Origin of the sequence: Cupriavidus sp. MP-37 (genome assembly GCF_020618415.1) — a bacterium.
Taxonomy (GTDB): Bacteria; Pseudomonadota; Gammaproteobacteria; order Burkholderiales; family Burkholderiaceae; genus Cupriavidus.
The window spans coordinates 3,369,034-3,388,443 of record NZ_CP085344.1; the positions used below are offsets into that span (position 1 = coordinate 3,369,034).

Annotated in this window: 15 protein-coding genes and 1 pseudogene; 4 read left to right on the forward strand and 12 right to left on the reverse strand. The window is 67.3% G+C overall.

What is annotated here, in order from left to right; all coding sequences use genetic code 11:
* Positions 1–85: 85 nt before the first annotated feature.
* Positions 86–856 carry a GntR family transcriptional regulator gene (locus tag LIN44_RS15510; RefSeq protein WP_227312839.1) on the forward strand — a complete coding sequence of 257 codons (771 nt, stop codon included), beginning with the start codon at positions 86–88 and terminating at the stop codon, positions 854–856.
* Between the two features lie 48 nt (positions 857–904).
* On the opposite strand, the gene LIN44_RS15515 is transcribed toward LIN44_RS15510, so the two are convergent.
* Complete coding sequence (locus LIN44_RS15515; protein WP_227312840.1) at positions 905–2,803, reverse strand: ABC transporter ATP-binding protein/permease; 1,899 nt, start codon at positions 2,801–2,803, stop codon at positions 905–907.
* Positions 2,804–2,915: 112 nt separating this feature from the next.
* Between LIN44_RS15515 and LIN44_RS15520 the strand changes: the two genes are divergently transcribed.
* Both LIN44_RS15520 and LIN44_RS15525 read left to right on the forward strand, forming a co-directional pair.
* Positions 2,916–3,320 carry an acyl-CoA thioesterase gene (locus LIN44_RS15520; RefSeq protein WP_062796782.1) on the forward strand — a complete coding sequence of 135 codons (405 nt, stop codon included), beginning with the start codon at positions 2,916–2,918 and terminating at the stop codon, positions 3,318–3,320.
* Between the two features lie 190 nt (positions 3,321–3,510).
* A complete protein-coding gene (locus tag LIN44_RS15525; RefSeq protein WP_227312327.1) occupies positions 3,511–4,533 on the forward strand; it encodes an IS110 family transposase in 1,023 nt (340 codons plus the stop codon).
* Positions 4,534–5,014: 481 nt separating this feature from the next.
* Here the strand turns inward: LIN44_RS15525 and LIN44_RS15530 are convergent, their stop codons facing one another.
* From LIN44_RS15530 to clsB, 7 genes and pseudogenes are all read right to left on the reverse strand, one after another.
* Positions 5,015–5,791 carry an enoyl-CoA hydratase gene (locus LIN44_RS15530; protein WP_227312841.1) on the reverse strand — a complete coding sequence of 259 codons (777 nt, stop codon included), beginning with the start codon at positions 5,789–5,791 and terminating at the stop codon, positions 5,015–5,017.
* Positions 5,792–5,811: 20 nt separating this feature from the next.
* Positions 5,812–6,267, reverse strand: a pseudogene (locus LIN44_RS15535) (DegV family protein); the annotation flags it as partial.
* A 116-nt stretch (positions 6,268–6,383) separates the two neighbouring features.
* Positions 6,384–7,583 (reverse strand): acetyl-CoA C-acyltransferase, encoded by a 1,200-nt coding sequence (locus LIN44_RS15540; RefSeq protein ID WP_227314413.1) that lies wholly within the window; start codon positions 7,581–7,583, stop codon positions 6,384–6,386.
* Positions 7,584–7,604: 21 nt separating this feature from the next.
* Complete coding sequence (locus tag LIN44_RS15545) at positions 7,605–10,028, reverse strand: 3-hydroxyacyl-CoA dehydrogenase/enoyl-CoA hydratase family protein (protein WP_227312843.1); 2,424 nt, start codon at positions 10,026–10,028, stop codon at positions 7,605–7,607.
* Positions 10,029–10,241: 213 nt separating this feature from the next.
* Positions 10,242–12,029, reverse strand: coding sequence for an acyl-CoA dehydrogenase C-terminal domain-containing protein (locus LIN44_RS15550; RefSeq protein ID WP_227312844.1), 1,788 nt, complete (start codon positions 12,027–12,029; stop codon positions 10,242–10,244).
* A gap of 75 nt (positions 12,030–12,104) precedes the next feature.
* A complete protein-coding gene (locus LIN44_RS15555) occupies positions 12,105–12,695 on the reverse strand; it encodes a TetR/AcrR family transcriptional regulator (RefSeq protein ID WP_025583452.1) in 591 nt (196 codons plus the stop codon).
* Positions 12,696–13,043: 348 nt separating this feature from the next.
* Positions 13,044–14,390, reverse strand: coding sequence for a cardiolipin synthase ClsB (clsB, locus tag LIN44_RS15560; RefSeq protein WP_227312845.1), 1,347 nt, complete (start codon positions 14,388–14,390; stop codon positions 13,044–13,046).
* 90 nt (positions 14,391–14,480) lie between these two features.
* Between clsB and mobB the strand changes: the two genes are divergently transcribed.
* Positions 14,481–15,011, forward strand: a complete 531-nt coding sequence (mobB, locus tag LIN44_RS15565) for a molybdopterin-guanine dinucleotide biosynthesis protein B (protein WP_227314414.1) — start codon at positions 14,481–14,483, stop codon at positions 15,009–15,011.
* A 20-nt stretch (positions 15,012–15,031) separates the two neighbouring features.
* Here mobB and LIN44_RS15570 read toward each other — a convergent pair whose 3' ends face one another.
* The 4 genes from LIN44_RS15570 to aspS form a co-directional block, all read right to left on the reverse strand.
* A complete protein-coding gene (locus LIN44_RS15570) occupies positions 15,032–15,814 on the reverse strand; it encodes an endonuclease/exonuclease/phosphatase family protein (RefSeq protein WP_062796766.1) in 783 nt (260 codons plus the stop codon).
* A complete protein-coding gene (gene nudB / locus LIN44_RS15575) occupies positions 15,811–16,320 on the reverse strand; it encodes a dihydroneopterin triphosphate diphosphatase (RefSeq protein WP_227312846.1) in 510 nt (169 codons plus the stop codon). Before nudB ends, LIN44_RS15570 begins: the two co-directional genes overlap by 4 nt.
* Before the next feature lie 114 nt (positions 16,321–16,434).
* A complete protein-coding gene (locus LIN44_RS15580; protein WP_227314415.1) occupies positions 16,435–17,346 on the reverse strand; it encodes a hypothetical protein in 912 nt (303 codons plus the stop codon).
* Between the two features lie 220 nt (positions 17,347–17,566).
* A complete protein-coding gene (gene aspS, locus LIN44_RS15585) occupies positions 17,567–19,375 on the reverse strand; it encodes an aspartate--tRNA ligase (RefSeq protein ID WP_227312847.1) in 1,809 nt (602 codons plus the stop codon).
* Between the last annotated feature and the right edge of the window lie 35 nt (positions 19,376–19,410).

Below are 19,410 nucleotides of genomic sequence, written 5' to 3' on the forward strand. Positions count from 1 at the left end.
GAATGCTAAGATCGGGCCGCGTGTCGCGCCTGATGTCACGGGCATCGGTCGCGGCACCGACGCCGTTGCCGCTGCCCCGCCGACCATGCAAAGAGACATCGACCCCGTTTCCGCCGCCCTGACCACGACCACGCCACGCCATCTCGACCTGGCGCGCACGCTGATGCAGGAAATCGTCAACGGCAACCCGCCCGTCGGCGCGCTGCTGCCGACCGAGGCTGAACTGTGCGAAACCTGGAACCTGAGCCGGTATGCGGTGCGCCAGGCGGTGCAGAAGCTGACCAACCTGGGCATGGTTTCGCGCCAGGCTGGCGTGGGCACGCGCGTGATTTCGGATCGTCCGCAAAGCCGCTTTACGCAGCTGATGGACTCACCTGCCGATCTGGTCAGCTATGCCAAGGGAACGACGCTGCGCCCCTCGGCGTCCGGCATGGTGACGGCCGACGAGGCGCTGGCGCCGCTGCTGCGCTGCGCGCCCGGCGCGCGCTGGCTGCATATCCGCGGTACGCGCTTCGACAGCGCGCCCGGCCACGAGCCGATTGCGCTGGTCGACATCTACGTCGACAGCGCCTACGGCGACCTGCCCGCGCCCGGCGAGACGCTGGACGTGCCGGTGTACACGATGGTGGAGAAGCAGTACGGGATCAAGATCACCCGCGTGGAGCAGGAGGTCCAGGGGTGGCTGGTCGAAGGGACGCAGGCCGACGCCTTGCAGGTGCCGGACAAGTCCGCGGGGCTGCGCATCATCCGCACCTATTTCCTGCGCGACCAGGCGATCATCGTGACCACCGGCGTGCATCCGGCCAGCCGCTTCAGTTATTGCTCGACTTACCAGCTGCAGCAGGCCGGCAGCTGATCCCTGCCTGACGCAAGGGCTCGCCAAGCCGGCGCAGCCAACCGCGGCTTACGCGTCCTGCGTGGCGTCGCCCACGTCCACCGCCAGCGCATCGGCGCCGACGGCATCGCCGCCCTTGGCCGCGGCGCGCGCCTGGATCTCCCACATCTCGGCATAGCGCCCGCCCGCGCGCATCAGCTGCGCATGAGTGCCGCGCTCGACGATGCGGCCGTGGTCCATCACCAGGATCTGGTCGGCATGGACCACGGTCGAGAGCCGGTGCGCGATCAGCAGCGTGGTGCGGTTCTGCGCCAGGCGCATCAGCTCGGCCTGGATCGCCTGCTCGGTGCGCGAATCCAGCGCCGAGGTGGCCTCGTCGAAGACCAGCACCGGCGGGTTCTTCAGCAGCGTGCGCGCGATCGCCACGCGCTGCTTCTCGCCGCCGGAGAGCTTGAGACCGCGCTCGCCCACGGGGGTGTCGTAGCCCTGCGGCAGCTCGCGGATAAAGGCGTCGATCTGCGCCGCCTGCGCCGCCGCGATGACTTCCTCGCGGGTCGCGTCCGGACGGCCGTAGGCGATGTTGTAGTAGATGCTGTCGTTGAACAGCACGGTGTCCTGCGGCACGATGCCGATGGCGCGGCGCAGGCTGTCCTGGGTGATGGCGCGGATGTCCTGGCCGTCGATCTCGATCGCGCCGCCACCCACGTCGTAGAAGCGGAACAGCAGCCGCGCCAGCGTCGACTTGCCCGAGCCGCTGTGCCCGACCACCGCGGTGGTGCTGCCCGCGGCAATGGTGAAATCGACGCCGTCGAGGATCAGGCGGTCGGCCTCGTAGCTGAAGCGCACGTCGCGGAAGCGCACCTGCGCGCCGCTGACCCGCAGCGCCGGCGCGCCGGGCGCGTCGGCTACCTCCTGGTGCGTGCCCAGCAGCACGAACATGCGGTCCATGTCGGTGGTGGCCTGCTTGATCTCGCGGTAGATCACGCCGAGGAAGTTCAGCGGGATATAGAGCTGGATCATCAGCGTATTGACCAGCACCAGGTCGCCCAGCGTCAGCTTGCCGTCGACCACGCCCACCGTGGCGCGCCACAGGATCAGGATCAGGCCGACGGCGATGATGGCCTGCTGGCCGAAGTTCAGGAACGACAGCGAATTCTGCGAGCGGATTGCCGCGGTGCGGTACTTGCGCAGGTTTTCGTCATAGCGCTGCGCCTCGTAGGCTTCATTGCCGAAGTACTTGACGGTCTCGAAGTTCAGCAGCGAATCGATCGCCTTCTGGTTGGCGCGCGAATCCAGCTCGTTCATGCGGCGGCGGAAGTGCGTGCGCCATTCCGTCACCACGATGGTGAAGACGATATAGCCCACCAGCGCGCAGCCGGTGATGGCGGCGAACCAGATGTCGTAGTGCAGGATGAAGAAGCCGATCACCAGCGCCATCTCCACCAGCGTGGGCAGGATGCTGTACAGCGAATACGAGATCAGCGACTGGATGCCGCGCGTGCCGCGCTCGATGTCGCGGCTCATGCCGCCGGTCTGGCGGTCCAGGTGGAAGCGCAGCGACAGCGCATGCAGGTGCCGGAACACCTGCAGCGCAATCTCGCGCACGGCGCTCTGCGTGACCTTGGAAAAGAGAATTTCCCGCAACTCGGTGAACAGCGTCGCCGACAGGCGCAGCATGCCGTAGGCGACGATCAGCCCGACCGGCACCGCCAGCAGCGCGCGCGGGTCGCCGGCGGTGATGTTCATGCTGTCGATCAGCCGCTTCATCAGCACCGGCACACCCAGGTTGGCCACCTTGGCCGCCACCAGGCAGGCCAGCGCCAGCATCACGCGCCACTTGTAGTGCCAGACATAGGGCAGCAGGTTGCGTACGGTCTGCCAGTCGCTGCGGGGGGCGCGCTGGCCGGGAAAGAGCTTGACCGAGGCAGTGTCGGGGGCCTGCTCGGCGGTCGTGGAATAGCGGCGCATACGTTAGAATCCGGGCCAATGCGCGATTGTCGCAGGAATCGCATTGCGCGGCAGGCGAAGGGTTTTTCGTCGCGGCCGGCGCCCCTCTTCGGAAGTCCACCCGCATACCCTCATGAACGCTCCCCATACCGTCCCCGCCCTGCCCGCCGGCAAGAATCCCGCTCTGCGCGTGGTGCCGATGCCCGCGGACGCCAACGTGCACGGCGACGTGTTCGGCGGCTGGATCATGTCGCAGGTGGATATCGCCGGCTCGATCCCGGCGGTCGAGCGCGCGCAGGGGCGCGTGGCCACCGTCGCGGTCAATTCCTTCCTGTTCAAGCATCCGGTGTTCGTCGGCGACCTGGTGAGCTTCTACGCCGATATCGTCAAGACCGGACGGACCTCGATCACGGTCGAGGTCGAGGTCTATGCGCAGCGCATGCGGCACAGCAATGAGATCGTCAAGGTGACCGAGGCCACGCTGACCTATGTGGCGACGGACGAGTCGCGGCAACCGCGGGTGTTGCCGACGGCTTGAGGGCCTGACGGCTCCCGATCATCGATGGGTGTGCTCCCTCTCCCGCTTGCGGGAGAGATGGAATGAACACCGCCCATCTACCGCCAAGCCAGGCCGCGGCCTAGAAAACAAAGGGGCTCTCGCTTGACCGACGGCATCGATGTGCCAGAGTGAAAGTTCGATCCAACACTCAAGGTCGAGGAGAGCCCAAATGAATGCTATGACATATGGGCTGGACATTGCAAAGACAGTGTTCCAGATGTACTGGATAGACCCCATTACGGGGAAGCCCCAGAACCGGCGATTCAGCCGCACCGCGCTCATCGAATTCCTGTCCAATTGCCAGCCTGGGCAGATCGCACTGGAGGCCTGTGGCGGTGCCCACTGGTGGGCGCGCAAGATCCAGAGCCTTGGCCACGAAGTGGTGTTGCTCAACCCGGGTTACGTACGCGCCTTCGTGCGTACGAACAAGAACGACGCGGCGGACGCCCGAGCCATCTGGACTGCAGCCCGGCAACCCGACATGCCGGTCGTGTCGGTCAAGACCGAAGCGCAGCAGGCTGTGCTCTCGTTGCATCGTATACGGGACGGGCTGGTCAAGACGCGCACCCGGCAGAGCAACCAGATGCGCGGGCTGCTGGGCGAATATGGCCTGCACTTCCGCACGGGGCGGCTGGCCTTCCGGGCCGAGCTGCGCCAGCGCTGGGCTGAGGTCGCTCAGGTCGTACCGCCCTTGTTGATGCGCGCGCTGGAGCGGCAGGTCTGTGCGCTGCGCGAACTCGACGAACAGATCCAACTGGTTGAGCGTGACCTCCAGGAATGGCTGAGGTCTGATCCGGCCGCGCAGATCGTGGAGAAGATTCCCGGCGTCGGCCCCATTACCGCCACCGCCTTGGTCGCGACCATGGGCTGTGCCCAGGCCTTCCGCTCAGGCAGAGCCTTCGCTGCAAGCCTGGGACTGGTTCCCGCGCAGACCGGCACGGGCGGCAACGTACGGCTCGGTCACATCAGCAAGCGCGGCGACGCTTACGTGCGACGACAGTTGGTCAACGCCGGACGCACGATGCTCACGCGCACCAAACATCCGCCGGCCTGGGCACTGTCCATGCTGCAGCGGCGCCCCAAGAACGTGGTGGTCGTGGCGCTGGCCAACAAGATCGCCCGGACAGCCTGGGCATTAATGGCCCATGGGCGCCAATACGATCCCGGACATGTGAGCTTGCGCCCGGCCTGAGCCGGGGGGCATCACCTTCCCTTAACCAGCGCTTGATTAACCTTCACGGCTGCACAGGCAAGAAACAGCAATGACGAAACAGGTAGGACCGTGGGAACCCAAACCTGCCCCAACCCAAGCGGCTTACAAGCCCGTGGCGAGAGATTGAGGACGGTTCTCAGCAGCTTCCATTGTGGCCCGCGAGAACAAGTACTCGCTCCAGGCCGGATATAAGGCAGCAGCCCCATCCTGCGACGTCAAGCTGGTTCCAAAACCTTGCAACCGGGGCGGTGTTCATATAAGGGTTGGGGTGAGGGCGGGCGCTGGCCGAAGTCACTGCACCGGAAAGAACCGTTGGCCCCGCTTCTTTTGGCTCCTTGCTAGCCCACCCCTCACCCCGGCCCTCTCCCCATGAGGGGAGAGGGAGAACACCTTGCTGAGGCAAGATCGGGCGGCTTGGGCGCACCCGACACCGCTCTGCTCTTCCACGCAGTCGCGGGTTTCACGCAAACTTCATAAAATCCGGTTTCCGCTTCTCAAAGAACGCGCTGAACGCCTCCTTCGCCTCCGGTGCCACCAGCATGCGCCGGAACACCGCGCCCTCTTCGGCCATCTGCTTTTCCACTTCGGCCATCGCGCCGGCCTTCATCAGGCGCTTGGTCTCGCGCAGCGACGACGCCGGCAAGGCCGCGAGCTTGCGCGCCTGCGCCAGCGCGAAGTCATGCAGTTCGGCCACCGGCAGCACCCGTGTCACCAGCCCGATCTCCAGCGCTTCCTGCGCGCTGAAGGCCTCGCCCAGCAGCAGCTTCTCGGCCGCGCGCTGGTAGCCGACAAGCCGTGGCAGCAGCAGGCTGGATGCAGCCTCGGGGCACAGCCCCAGCTGCACGAACGGCAGCGACAGCTTGGCGGTATCGGACGCGTAGACCAGGTCGCAATGCAGCAGCATGGTGGTGCCCACGCCGACCGCGGCGCCGCTGACCGCCGCCACCACCGGCTTGCTGGCATGGCTGATCTGGTACAGGAACTGGAACACCGGGGCCGCTTCGGCGCCCTCGCCGGCAGTGGGCGGGCGCTGCATGAAATCTTCGAGGTCATTGCCGGCGGTGAAGACTTCGGCCTTGCCACGCAGCACGATGGCGCGCACGGCAGGATCGGCCTCGGCCGCGCGCAGCGCGTCGGCCAGCGCCTGGTACATCGCCGCGGTGATGGCGTTCTTCTTGTCGATGCGGTCGAATTCGAGCGTCAGGATGCCCTGCTCGATGCTGGTACGGATGCTCATGGTGTCCTCGTCTGTGGGAGTTATTCGAAAGGCGGCGGCGACTCGGCAAGATAGCTGAGCCCGAACGCACGCGCGCCGACATTCAGTGCCACCGTCAGGCTCATCGGCGCCAGCATCAGCTCGACACCGTGGCTGCGCGCGGTACGCGCCAGCGACTGGTAGGCCGGCATCGCCCGCACCTCGTCCAGCGGACCGGCATAGCAAGCGGAGATCGCCGGCACCAGCAGGTCGCCGGCGCGGAGGCATTGCTCGGCATGCTGCAGCACGCGGCGCCTGCCCTCTTCCGAGCCGCGCGCCCTGGCGATGGCTTCGGTCTGGCCGCGATGCATGCGCACCACGGGGCGGAGATTGAACGCGCTGCCCATCACGTAGCGGCCCCAGGTGATGCTGCCCTCGCCCTTGTGGCGTGCGCGGGTGTACAGGTAATGCAGCTCGTCCGGCACCAGGAACATGCAGGCGGCATCGCGCAGGCGGGCATAGTGTTGTCTCCTCCCTACCTGGTGACCCGCGTCGCGGGCGGCAGCCCCCGATACTGCTTTCTTCACCTGATGCAGAAGGGCGGGATGGCCCCGGGGCCATCCCGCAGGCGCGTTTATACGCGCTCGAAGATGCCTGCGGCGCCCATGCCCGTGCCGACGCACATGGTGACCATGCCGTACTTCAGGTTGTGGCGGCGCAGCGCGTGCACCACCGTGGCCGAGCGGATCGCACCGGTGGCACCGAGCGGGTGGCCCAGCGCGATCGCGCCGCCCATGCGGTTGACCCGGGCCGGATCGAGGTCCAGGTCGCGCATCACCGCCAGCGACTGCGCGGCGAAGGCTTCGTTCAGCTCGATCCAGTCGAGCTGGTCCTGGGTCAGGCCGGCAGCCTTCAGCGCCGCCGGGATCGCTTCCTTGGGGCCGATCCCCATGATCTCGGGCGGCACGCCGCGCACCGCGAACGAGACAAAGCGCGCCAGCGGCACCAGGTTGAACTGCTTCAGGATCTTCTCCGAGACCAGGATCAGCGCGCCGGCGCCGTCCGAGGTCTGCGAGCTGTTGCCGGCGGTAACGCTGCCCTTGTTGGCGAATACCGGGCGCAGCTTGGCCAGCCCTTCGAGCGAGGTATCCGGGCGCGGGCCTTCATCCAGCGCGATGGTGCGGGTCTTCACGCTGACCTGGCCGCTGGCGAGGTCGGGGAAGCGCTCGACGGTCTCGACCGGCGTGATCTCGTCGCGGAACTCGCCGGCCTGCTGCGCGGCGATGGCCTTCTGGTGCGACGCCAGCGAGAACGCGTCCTGGTCCTCGCGGCTGACCTGCCACTGCTGCGCCACCTTCTCGGCGGTCAGGCCCATGCCGTAGGCAATGCCCACGTTCTCGTCGCGGGTGAAGATCTCCGGCGACATCGACGGCGAATTGCCCATCATCGGCACCATGCTCATCGATTCCACGCCGGCGGCGATCATCACGTCGGACTCGCCCACGCGGATGCGGTCGGCGGCCATCGCCACCGCGCTCAGGCCCGAGGCACAGAAGCGGTTGACGGTGATGCCGCCGACGGTGTTGGGCAGTCCGGACAGCAGCGCGCCGATGCGGGCCACGTTCAGGCCCTGCTGCGCTTCGGGAATGGCGCAGCCGACGATGGCGTCTTCGATCAGCTGCGGGTCCAGGTTGGGCACCTGTGCCACCGCGGCTTTCAGGATGGTGGCGAGCAGGTCGTCGGGGCGCGTGTGCTTGAACGCGCCCTTGGGGGCCTTGCCGATCGGCGAGCGGGTGGCCGCAACGATGTATGCGTCTTGCAGTTGTTTCATGATCTCGGTTCCTCGCTAGCCTGATTAGTTGCGCACCGGCTTGCCGGTCTGCAGCATGCCCATGATGCGCTCCTGCGTCTTGCCGGTTCCCAGCAGGTCGACGAAGGCCTTGCGCTCCAGCGCCAGCAGCCATTCCTCGCTGACCAGCGCGCCGGCGTCGACGTCGCCGCCGCACACTACTTCGGCGATGCGCGTGGCGATCAGGAAGTCATGCGCGGAGATAAAGCCGCCGTCGCGCATATTGACCAGCGAGGCCTTGATGGTGGCCACGCCGGAGCGGCCGGCGACCGGGATCAGCGTCGGCAGCGGCGCTCGGTAGCCGGCGTCGGCGAGCGCGCGCACGGCGTTCTGCGCCACGTACAGCAGTTCATGCACGTTGAAGACGATCTGGTCGGACGGCTGCAGGTAGCCCATCTGGCGCGCTTCCAGCGCCGAGCCCGAGACCTTGGCCATGGCCGCGCTCTGGAAGCGGCTGGTCAGGAACTGCAGGCAATTGGTGCTGCCCGCGGCCTGCGCCGCGCGCGCGGCTGCCAGCGCGGCTTCCTTCAGGCCGCCGCCGGCCGGCACCAGGCCCACGCCCACCTCGACCAGGCCGATATAGGTTTCCAGCGCCGCCACCCGCGCGGCCGAGTGCAGCATCAGCTCGCAGCCGCCGCCGAGCGCGATGCCCGACGCCGCCGACACCACCGGCACCGCGGCGTACTTCACCCGCATCATGCCGTCCTGGAACTTCTTCACGAACGGCTCGATGCCCTTGGCGCCGCCCATCATGAAGGCGGGCATCGCCGCTTCCAGGTTGGCGCCCGCCGAGAACGGGCCGCCCGGCGCGCCCAGCTGCAGCGAGGTCGGCTGCCACACCACCAGGCCCTTGTAGCCGGCTTCGGCCAGGTCGATGGCGCGCATCAGGCCGTCGATCACGTCCGGCCCGATGGTGTTCATCTTGCTCTTGAACGAGATCACCAGCACATCGTCCTGGCCCTCGCTCACCCAGATGCGCACCGCATCGTTCTCTTCGACGGTGCGGCCGGCCTTGCGCGGATCGGCGGCGGCGCTGCCCTGCAGCGCCGCGCGGAAGGCCTGGCGCTGGTACACCGGCAGCGTGCTGCGCGCGACGAACGCCTGCGCCGCCGGCGACCACGAGCCTTGCGCCGTATGCACGGCCTGCTGCTCCGCCACCGGGCCGTTGAACACCCACGCCGGCAGCGGCGCGCCCGACAGCGCCTTGCCGCTGTCGACGTCTTCCTTGACCCACTCGGCCACCTGCTTCCAGCCGGCCGCCTGCCAGTCCTCGAACGGGCCCGAGTTCCAGCCGAAGCCCCAGCGGATGGCCAGGTCGATATCGGCGGCCGAACCAGCGATCTGCTCCAGGTACACGGCGATGTAGTGGAACACGTCGCGGAACACCGCCCACAGGAACTGCGCCTGCGGGTTGGTCGACTCGCGCAGCAGCCGGATGCGTTCGGCCGGTTCCTTCTTCAGCATGCGCACCACGATCTCGTCGGCCTTCTTGCCCGACTCGACATACTGGCCGGTGTTGGCGTCGAGCACCTTGATGGCCTTGCCTTCCTTCTTGTAGAAGCCGGCGCCGGTCTTCTGCCCCAGCGCGCCCGCGTCGACCAGGCCCTTGAGCACGGCCGGGGTCTGGTAGACCGGTGCGAACGGGTCGCCGTGCAGGTTGTCCTGCATGGTCTTGATCACGTGCGCCATGGTATCCAGGCCGACCACGTCCGCGGTGCGGAAGGTGGCGGACTTGGCGCGGCCCAGCTTGGCACCGGTCAGGTCGTCGACCACGTCGAACGGGATGCCGAACTTCTCGGCCTCGGCGAACACCGCCAGGATCGAGAAGATGCCGACGCGGTTGGCGATGAAGTTGGGCGTGTCCTTGGCGCGCACCACGCCCTTGCCGAGCGTGGTGGTCAGGAAGGCTTCCAGCTGGTCGAGGATCTGCGGCTGCGTCGCCGCGGTCGGGATCAGCTCGACCAGGTGCATGTAGCGCGGCGGGTTGAAGAAATGGACGCCGCAGAAGCGCGACTTCAGGTTATCGTCGAAGCCATCGGACAGCGCGGTGATCGACAGCCCCGAGGTGTTGGTAGCGAAGATCGCGTGCGAGGCCAGGTGCGGCGCGACCTTCTTGTACAGGTCGTGCTTCCAGTCCATGCGCTCGGCAATCGCCTCGATCACCAGGTCGCATTCCTTGAGCAGGGCGATGTCGTCTTCGTAGTTGGCCGCCTGGATCAGGCCGGCCTCGTCCTTGAGGCCCAGCGGCGCCGGCGACAGCTTCTTCAGGTTCTCGATAGCGCGCAGCGCGATGCCGTTCTTCGGGCCTTCCTTGGCGGGAAGATCGAACAGCACCACCGGCACGCGCGCGTTGATCAGGTGGGCGGCAATCTGCGCACCCATGACGCCGGCACCCAGCACGGCGACTTTCTTGACGATGAAATTGGACATGCGCGCTCCTAGGTCAGTGAGCGTTGAAGTGAGAGTGTGGCTTTCCCGTTCCTGGCGGTGTGCTCCCCTCTCCCATTGATGGGAGAGGGGCGGGGGTGAGGGTGGGCGCTTCAACGAAGTGCTTCGGCATAACAAGCTCCTGCCCTCACCCCCTGCCCCTCTCCCGCAAGCGGGAGAGGGGAGCAAACCACTAGCGGGAATCAGCCATGAAGATCAGAACAGATCCGCATCCAGCGCCATCAGCGACGCCGAACCCGCGCGCGCCTTGCGGATCTCCGCGGCCGTTTCCGGCAGCAGCCTGGCAAAGTAGAAGCGCGCGGTGGCCAGCTTGGCGGTGTAGAACTTGTCGCCGCTGCCCTGCTTCTCCAGCGTGATCTTGGCCATGCGGGCCCAGAAGTACGCGAACACCAGGTGGCCCACCACGCGCAGGTATGGCACCGCGGCGGCGCCGACTTCGTCGGCATTGCCCATCGCCTTCATGCCGATTTCCATGGTCAGCTTCTGCACCTTGTCGCCCAGGTCGGCCAGCGGGTTGATGAATTCCTGCATGGCTTCGTTGGTGCCTTCGGCCTCGACGAATTCCTGCACGATCTTGCCGAAGGCCTTCATCCTGGCGCCCATGTCGCCCAGGATCTTGCGGCCCAGCAGGTCCAGCGCCTGGATGGTGTTGGTGCCCTCGTAGATCATGTTGATGCGGGCGTCGCGCACGTATTGCTCCATGCCCCATTCGGAGATGTAGCCGTGGCCGCCGAACACCTGCATGCCCTCGTTGGTGGCGGTGAAGGCGTTGTCGGTCAGGAAGGCCTTGATCACCGGCGTCAGCAGCGCGACCAGGTCGCCGGCCTGCTTGCGCACGGCCTCGTCCGGATGCGACAGCTCGCGGTCGATCTGCAGCGCGGTCCAGTAGCTGAAGGCGCGGCCGCCCTCGGCGTAGGCGCGCTGGGTCAGCAGCATGCGGCGCACGTCCGGGTGCACGATGATCGGGTCGGCGGCCTTCTCGGGCGCCTTGGGGCCGGTCAGCGAGCGCATCTGCAGGCGGTCCTTCGCGTATGCCACGGAGTTCTGGTATGCCACCTCGGTCAGGCCCAGGCCCTGCGCACCCACGCCCAGGCGCGCGGCGTTCATCATCACGAACATGGCGTTCAGGCCCTTGTTGGGCTCGCCCACCATCCAGCCGCGCGCGCCGTCCAGGTTCATCACGCAGGTGGCGTTGCCGTGGATGCCCATCTTGTGCTCGATCGAGCCGCACTGGATGCCGTTGCGCTCGCCCGGGTTGCCGCTGGCATCGGGGATGAACTTGGGCACCACGAACAGCGAGATGCCCTTGGTGCCGGCGGGCGCGTCCGGCAGGCGCGCCAGCACCAGGTGGATGATGTTCTCGGCCAGGTCGTGCTCGCCGGCGGAGATGAAGATCTTGGTGCCCGTGATCAGATAGGAGCCGTCGGCCTGCGGCTCGGCCTTGCTGCGCAGGATGCCCAGGTCGGTGCCGCAATGCGGCTCGGTCAGGCACATGGTGCCGGTCCACACGCCGGACACCAGCTTGGGCAGGTAGGTCTGCTGCAGCTCGGGGGTGCCGTGTGCGTGCAGGGCCTCATAGGCGCCGTGCGACAGGCCCGGGTACATGGTCCAGGCCTGGTTGGCCGAGTTCAGCATCTCGTAGACCACGTTGTTGACCACGATCGGCAGGCCCTGGCCGCCGAAGGCAGGATCGCAAGCCAGCGCCGGCCAGCCGGCCTCGACATACTGCTGGTAGGCTTCCTTGAAGCCGGTGGGGGCCTTGACCACGCCGTCGCCGACATAGGTGCAGCCTTCGCGGTCGCCCACCTGGTTGAGCGGGAACACCACGTCCGCGCAGAACTTGCCGGCTTCCTCGATGACCTGGTTGATGGTGTCCGCGTCGATGTCCGCGTGCGGCGGCATCGCCTTGAGTTCGGCTTCGGCGCCGAGCAGTTCATGGAGCACGAACTGCATGTCGCGCAACGGTGCGGTGTACTGGCCCATCAGAGACTCCTTGGAGTTGTGCGATGCCGCCACGCCGCCCGCCTCGCTCGCGCGAACCGGCCCGACCCGACGGCCTCAGGTACGGTAAGACTGAATCAGTTTGTTGAGCGCGACCATGGCAAGCTCGGCGCTGTCAGGCAGGCGCAGGAAACGGGCGTCATGATGCAAGCCTAGTTCAAGGCTGTACATCTCGAATAGCATCAGGCGCGGATCGCAGTCCGCGCGCAGATGCCCCTCTTCCTTGGCCTGGTTGATGGCGCGGGTCAGCGCTGCCCGCCAGATGGTGACGCTCTTGACCAGCTCGTCACGCACCAGGCTGCCGGCGCGGTCGTCGTACTCCACCGCGCCGCTGATGTAGATGCATCCCGTCGTCACTTCCTGGATGCGCTTTTCCATCCAGCGCCGCACCATCGACCACAACCGGGGCAGTCCGCGCGGCTCCTGCAGCGAGGGGTAGAACACCTCCTGCTCGAACCGGCGGTGATACTCCCGCACCACCTCTACCTGCAGGTCCTCGCGCGAACCGAAATGCGCGAAGACGCCGCTCTTGCTCATCTGCATGCGTTCCGCGAGCAGGCCGATGGTCAGACCTTCGAGCCCGTCGCGGGACGACAATTCCAGTGCGGCATCCAGAATCGCCACGCGCGTCATCTCGCCCTTGCGCATGGGCGAGGGCGACGAAGCGGCGGATTCGAGACGGGCTGACTGGTGTCGCATGTTTTTTCTCCGTTCTGCGGGGCCGGCTGCGGCCCCGCGTATGACCCTGACGTTGCATTGATCGCTTGCGGGCGCCCGGCGGATTTGCCGGTGCATACCGCGAATGCACGCAGTCTAAGCCAAAAAAGAACGGTCGTTCAGATTATTCTGGCGCGGCACCTGCCCATCAAGCTTTTAATTAGACCGCTGTTTCTAAACGGACTGCATTGCAGCATGTCCGCCAGCCGCGATGCTACAACCGGTTTCAGCGTTGGCGTTGCCGCATGGCAGCAAACGCACACCGGGCAACGCGGCGTTTCAGTAGCGGCCGGTGACGCCGGCGATGATCACGCCGAGGCGCAGCAGCATATAGGCCGCCCAGTTGCCCAGCCGGTGCAGCGGCGAGCGCCGCGCGTGCACATCGGGCAGCACGCGCACGCTGCGGTGCGCAATGGCCCGCTCCAGCGCTTCGCGCAGTTCAGCGGCGAAGGCCGCATCATAAACGGCAACGTTGGCCTCGCGCGCGAGCAGCAGGCTGAACGGGTCCATGTTGCTCGAGCCGACCGTGGCCCAGGCCTCGTCGACCACGCCGACCTTGGCGTGCAGGAAGCTCTCGGCGTACTCGTAGATCTCGACGCCGGCCTCGAGCAACGAGGCGTAGAGCGCATGGGTGGCGTAGTGCTGCAGCCGGTATTCGACCATGCCCTGCAGCAGCAGGCGCACGCGCACGCCGCGCTCGCGGCAGGCCAGCAAGGCGCGCCGCATCTTGTGGCCGGGCAGGAAGTAGGCATTGGCCAGGATCACATCATGGCGCGCGGCGCCGAGCGCGCGCAGGTATTCGCGCTCGATGGTGCGGCGGTTGCGCAGGTTGTCGCGCAGCAGCAGCGTGGCGCGGATGCCGCCGGTGGCTTCCGGGCGGGGCGGCAGGTCGGTCACCAGCGGGTAGTCGGCGACCGCGGCGGCGCGCTCGCTGCCGCGCGCCTCGCGCAGCGACAGCCGCCACCAGAGCCGCTCGGACGATAGCGCGATGCGGTCCACCAGCGGCCCGCTGACCTGCACCGCGAAGTCATAGCGCGGCCCCAGGTTGGCGCCTTCGAAAGGACCGTGGTTATGGTCGTCGATGATGTTGATGCCACCGACAAAAGCGACGTGGCGGTCGATCACGGCGAGCTTGCGGTGCAGCCGGCGCAGGTGGCGCCGGGCCAGGCGGAAGCCGCGCAAGGCGCGGTAGACGCGCAGCCGCACGCCGCCCGCGCGCAGCCGCTCGGCCAGCTCGGCGGGCATGTCGCCGGCGCCGAAGCCGTCCACCGTCACGCGCACCGCGACCCCGCGCGCGGCCGCGCGGATCAGCGCGTCGGCGACGGCGCGGCCGACCTCGTCGTCGGCATAGATGTAGGTTTCCAGCATGACCTGGAACGCGGCCTGGTCGATGGCGGCGATCAGCGCCGGAAAGAAGTCCTGGCCGCCGTGCAGCAGCCGCACCGTGTTGCCGGTGGTGGGCTTGCCGCGGCGCCAGACCCAGCGCAGCATGTGGTGGCGATAGGTCGGCTCGCCGGTGGTGGCGGTGTCGTGCACCGGGGCGTCCTCGGCCTGGGCGGAGTGGGAGATCCGTGACATGCCGTGATTATCGGACAGTTTGCCGCGCGCAAGGCGCCGCCTGCACATTGGCGCGCGGAACTCTGCTATCGTCGATGCCGATGCGCTGCGCCGATACCGGCGTACAGGCAGACTCGCGACGCCCCTACGGAAACCATGGTGAAGGTATTCGGCATTACCGGTTCGTCCGGCAGCGGCAAGACCACGCTGCTGGACCAGCTCATCCCCTGCTTCGTCGGCGCCGGCCTGCGCGTGGCCGGCGTCAAGCACACCCACCACGGCTTCGATCCCGACACGCCCGGCAAGGATTCGTGGCGCATGCGCGCGGCCGGCTGCGCCAATGTCGTGCTGGTCGGCGCGCGCCACCTGACGCTGATGCGCCATTATCCCGAAGCCGTGCCGTCGCCCGAGCTCGACGATGCGCTCGCGGTGCTGCCGCCGGACACCGACCTGGTGCTGGTGGAGGGCTACAAGCGCAGCGATTTCCCCAAGCTCGAAGTGTTCCGCCCGGCGCTGGGACGTGCGCCTCTGTGGGACGAGGTGCCGGGCGTGGTGGCGGTCGCAACCGATGACCCCGCCGCCGTCGCCGCCATGACCATGCTGCCGGTGCTGGACCTGAACGACGCGCAGGCGGTGTTTGCCTTTATCCGCGACTATTCCCCGCGCGCCGGCGACGGCGGCACCGCCTGACTGCGTGCCAGGCTAGGTCGTTACGCGGCCTTGTCCGCGGGTGCGTCCCGCTCGACCATTTCTCCCAGCGGATGGCCCAGTTCCGCCACCAGCGGCACGTGGTCGGAGCGTTGCGCCCAGTCGCGGCCAGTGAGCGCGTGGGCGCGCTCGATCTCGTAGCCGCGCACATAGATGCGGTCGAGCTGCCACCACGGCATATGGCTGGGGAAGGTATGCAGCCGCGCGCCGCGCGCATGCGACGCTTCGACCGCGCCCAGCGTATTGCAGATCTGCGCGTCGAGCCGGTGGTTCCAGTCGTTGAAGTCGCCGGCGATCACCAGCGGCACACCCGCCGGCACCACGTTCTGCACCCGCTCCACCAGCGCCTCGGCCTGGCGTGCGCGGCTGCGCGCGAACAGGCCGAAATGCACGCAGATCAGGTGGGTCTCGACGCCGTGCACGTCCGCCACCGCGTGCAGCAGCCCGCGCTGCTCGAAGCGGTGATCGGAGATATCGAGGTTTTCGGACATCAGGATCGGATGTCGCGACAGGATTGCGTTGCCGTGATGGCCGTAGTCGTAGACCGCGTTGCGGCCGTAGACCGAATGCGGATAGGCGTCGGTGGCGAGGTAGTTGAGCTGGGTGTGTTCCGGATCGAACAGCGCCGCGGCCACCAGGCGGTCGTTGCGGTCCTGCACTTCCTGCAGGAAGACGATGTCGGCGTCCATCGCGTGCAGGCCGGCACGCACGTTCTGGATGCGCGGGCGCCGCGCGATGCCGGTCACTCCCTTGTGGATGTTGTAGGTGACCACGCGCAGCTTCATGGCTGCCCTCCGACGGCAGCGTGGCGGCTGGCATCGCTTTCCGTTGGGCTGGGCGCGCCGGCACCGCGCGCGCGCCACGCCAGCTGGCGGATGGCGTCGGCATTGCTGCTGGAAAAGCACTGCAGCGCCGCCTGTTGCCACGGCAGCCACTTGTATTGCAGGTGTTCGCGTGGCGCCAGCGTCACCGGCAGCGCCTCGGCCACGCGCAGGCCGAACCAGTGCTCGGTATTGCGCGTCACGCCTTCGGCGTAGCGGTGGCGCCACTGCGGGTAGATGTCGTACTGGATGGCATGGCCCCAGTCGGTCAGCTGGTGCTCGCCGGCGATGATGCCGGTTTCCTCGGCGACTTCACGCGCGGCGGTCAGGGCCAGCGGTTCGTCCAGGGTGTCGAGGCTGCCGGTGACGGACTGCCAGAACCCGGGGCGATCGGCGCGTTCCAGCAGCAAGACTTGAAGATCTGGCGTGTAAATCACCACCAGCACGGATTCCGGGATCTTGTAGGACATGGGTCTGGGCCAAAGGACAAACCCAAGGATAGCGCAGGCGCGCACGCTTGCCACGGGAAAGCGCCGCGGCGCCTGCGCGCGGGCGCTGCAATCACGCTGCAGCCGCGCCTCGGATCAGGCAGCGCTGCGCGCGCCGTGCATGCCGTGCGGGGCCAGGTAGGGTTCGGTGTTGCCGTGGCGCTGCCAGGTGTCGAATACCTGCGGCGACTCGCCGTGGCCCCAGGCCGCGCGCAGCTGCTCCATCAGCGGCGCCAGCGCCTGGCGGTAGCGCCTGGAGGCGGCATGCGCGTGGGTGGCCAGGGCCTCGGCGCGTTGCCGCGCCTCGCCCTGCAGCCGCATGCGCTCCTGCGCGATTTCCTTCTCGCGCTGGCCCAGCGTGTTGTACTTCTGGATCAGGAAGCGCTGGTAATCGCCGCCATCCATGCCCTGCGCCGCCTGCGCGTTGACCTGCTCGAAGCGCAGCACGATGCTGCCGGTTTCCTGTTCGATATGGGCGGCTTCATCGTCCAGCGCCTGCAGTGCCTCCTGCACGCGTTGCGCGTCGCGGCGCAGCGCCTGCACCTGCGCGGCCTCGTCCTCGAACACGCGCTGCGCATCGAGGTAAGCCTGCACCACCGGTTGCGGCGCCACCACCAGCAGCGGATCGGCGCCGTCGGCGCGCTGGCCGGCAAGCAGGGCTTCGTCGGCCAGGCGCAGGTTGCCCAGTTCGTCGAGCCAGCGGCCGCGCGTCATCACCACGCCGACGGTGTCGAGCGCCAGCCGGCGCAAGGCTTCGGCGCGCTGCATCTCGACCGGCTCGGCCACCGCCTGGGGCGACGCGGCCTGCACCGCATGGGCGATATCCGGCACGCACGCGGCCACCGTGGTTGCCACCGATTCGGACATGGCCTGCGCCGCGCGGCGCTGGGCGCGGCGCAGCTCGAAACGGGCCAGCAGCATCATGATCAGCCCCGCCGCCAGCCAGGTCAGGATGGTTTCCTGGTGGGCCAGCAGGAACTGGCGGATCAGTTCGGTATCCAGGTTCAGGTTCACGAATTTCCTCCCGAGTGCCGGGAACCTTCATGACAGGGCCCCTCGGCAAATTGCGTGTCGAATTGCGGATCAAAGGGAGAAGACCGGCCCGCCACCGCCTTCGTTCCGACCGGTAACAAATCGAAACCAATGCGCCGGGCGCCGGCATTGCGCATAAAGAAAAAAAGCCGCGCAATCGCGCGGCTTTCTTGCAACCAGAACCACCCCGAACCGGTCAGGCGTTGGGCTTGGGCTCGGCGGTGCGCAGGCGGATATGCAGTTCGCGCAGCTGCTTCTCGTCGACCGAGCTCGGCGCCTGCGTCAGCAGGTCCTGGGCGCGCTGGGTCTTGGGGAAGGCGATCACGTCGCGGATCGAGTCGGCGCCGGCCATCATCGTGACGATGCGGTCCAGGCCGAAGGCCAGGCCGCCGTGCGGCGGCGCGCCGTACTGCAGCGCGTCGAGCAGGTAGCCGAACTTGGCGCGGGCTTCCTCGTCGTTGATCTTGAGCGCGCGGAACACCTTGCTCTGGATGTCGGAACGGAAGATCCGCACCGAGCCGCCGCCCATTTCCCAGCCGTTCAGCACCATGTCGTAGGCCTTGGCCAGGCACTTGCCGGGATCGGTCTCGAGGTATTCCAGGTGCTCGTCCTTGGGGCTGGTGAACGGGTGGTGCATCGCCACCCAGCGCGCGTCTTCCTCGTCGTACTCGAACATCGGGAAGTCCACCACCCACAGCGGCTTCCAGGCGTCCTCGAACAGGCCGTTGGCCTTGCCGAAGTCCGAATGGCCGATCTTCAGGCGCAGCGCGCCGATCGAGTCGTTGACCACCTTGGCCTTGTCGGCGCCGAAGAAGATGATGTCGCCGTCCTGCGCGCCGGTGCGCTTCAGGATCTCGGCAATGGCGGCGTCGTGCAGGTTCTTGACAATCGGCGACTGCAGCCCGTCGCGGCCCTTGGCCACTTCGTTGACCTTGATCCAGGCCAGGCCCTTGGCGCCGTAGATGCCGACGAACTGGGTGTAGGCGTCGATCTCGCCGCGCGAGATGGCGCCGCCGCCCGGCACGCGCAGGCCGACCACGCGGCCGTTGTCGCTGTTGGCCGGGCCCGAGAACACCTTGAAGTCGACGTCCTTCATCACCTCGGTCAGCTCGGTGAATTCCAGCTTGACGCGCAGGTCAGGCTTGTCCGAGCCGAAGCGCGCCATGGCCTCGCGGAACTCCATCACCGGGAACCTGGCGTCGAGGTCGACATCGATGGCGTTCTTGAACACCGTGCGCATCATGTCCTCGAACAGGTCGCGGATCTCCTGCTCGGTCAGGAACGAGGTCTCGCAGTCGATCTGCGTGAACTCGGGCTGGCGGTCGGCGCGCAGGTCTTCGTCGCGGAAGCACTTGGTGATCTGGTAGTAGCGGTCGAAGCCCGACACCATCAGCATCTGCTTGAAGATCTGCGGCGACTGCGGCAGCGCGAAGAAGTGGCCCGGGTTCACCCGCGACGGCACCAGGTAGTCGCGCGCGCCCTCGGGCGTGCTCTTGCCCAGCATCGGGGTCTCGATGTCGATGAAGCCCTGCGCGTCGAGGTACTTGCGCACTTCCATCGCCACCTTGTAGCGCAGGCGCAGGTTGTACTGCATCTGCGGGCGGCGCAGGTCGAGCACGCGGTGCGTCAGGCGGGTGGTTTCCGACAGGTTGTCGTCGTCGAGCTGGAACGGGGGCGTGACCGACGGGTTCAGCACGGTCAGCTCGTGGCACAGCACCTCGATCTTGCCCGAGGTCAGGTTGGCGTTCTCGGTGCCGGCCGGACGCGGGCGCACCTTGCCGGTGACGCGGATGCAGAACTCGTTGCGGATCTCTTCCGCGGCCTTGAACATCTCGGGGCGATCCGGATCGCACACCACCTGCACCAGGCCCTCGCGGTCGCGCAGGTCGATGAAGATCACGCCGCCATGGTCGCGGCGGCGCTGGACCCAGCCGGTCAGGGCCACTTCCTGGCCCGAGAATTGTTCGGTCACCAGACCGCAGTAGTGAGTACGCATGGAGGACATAAGGAGATTCCCGGTAAAACGCGGCGGCCCGATGC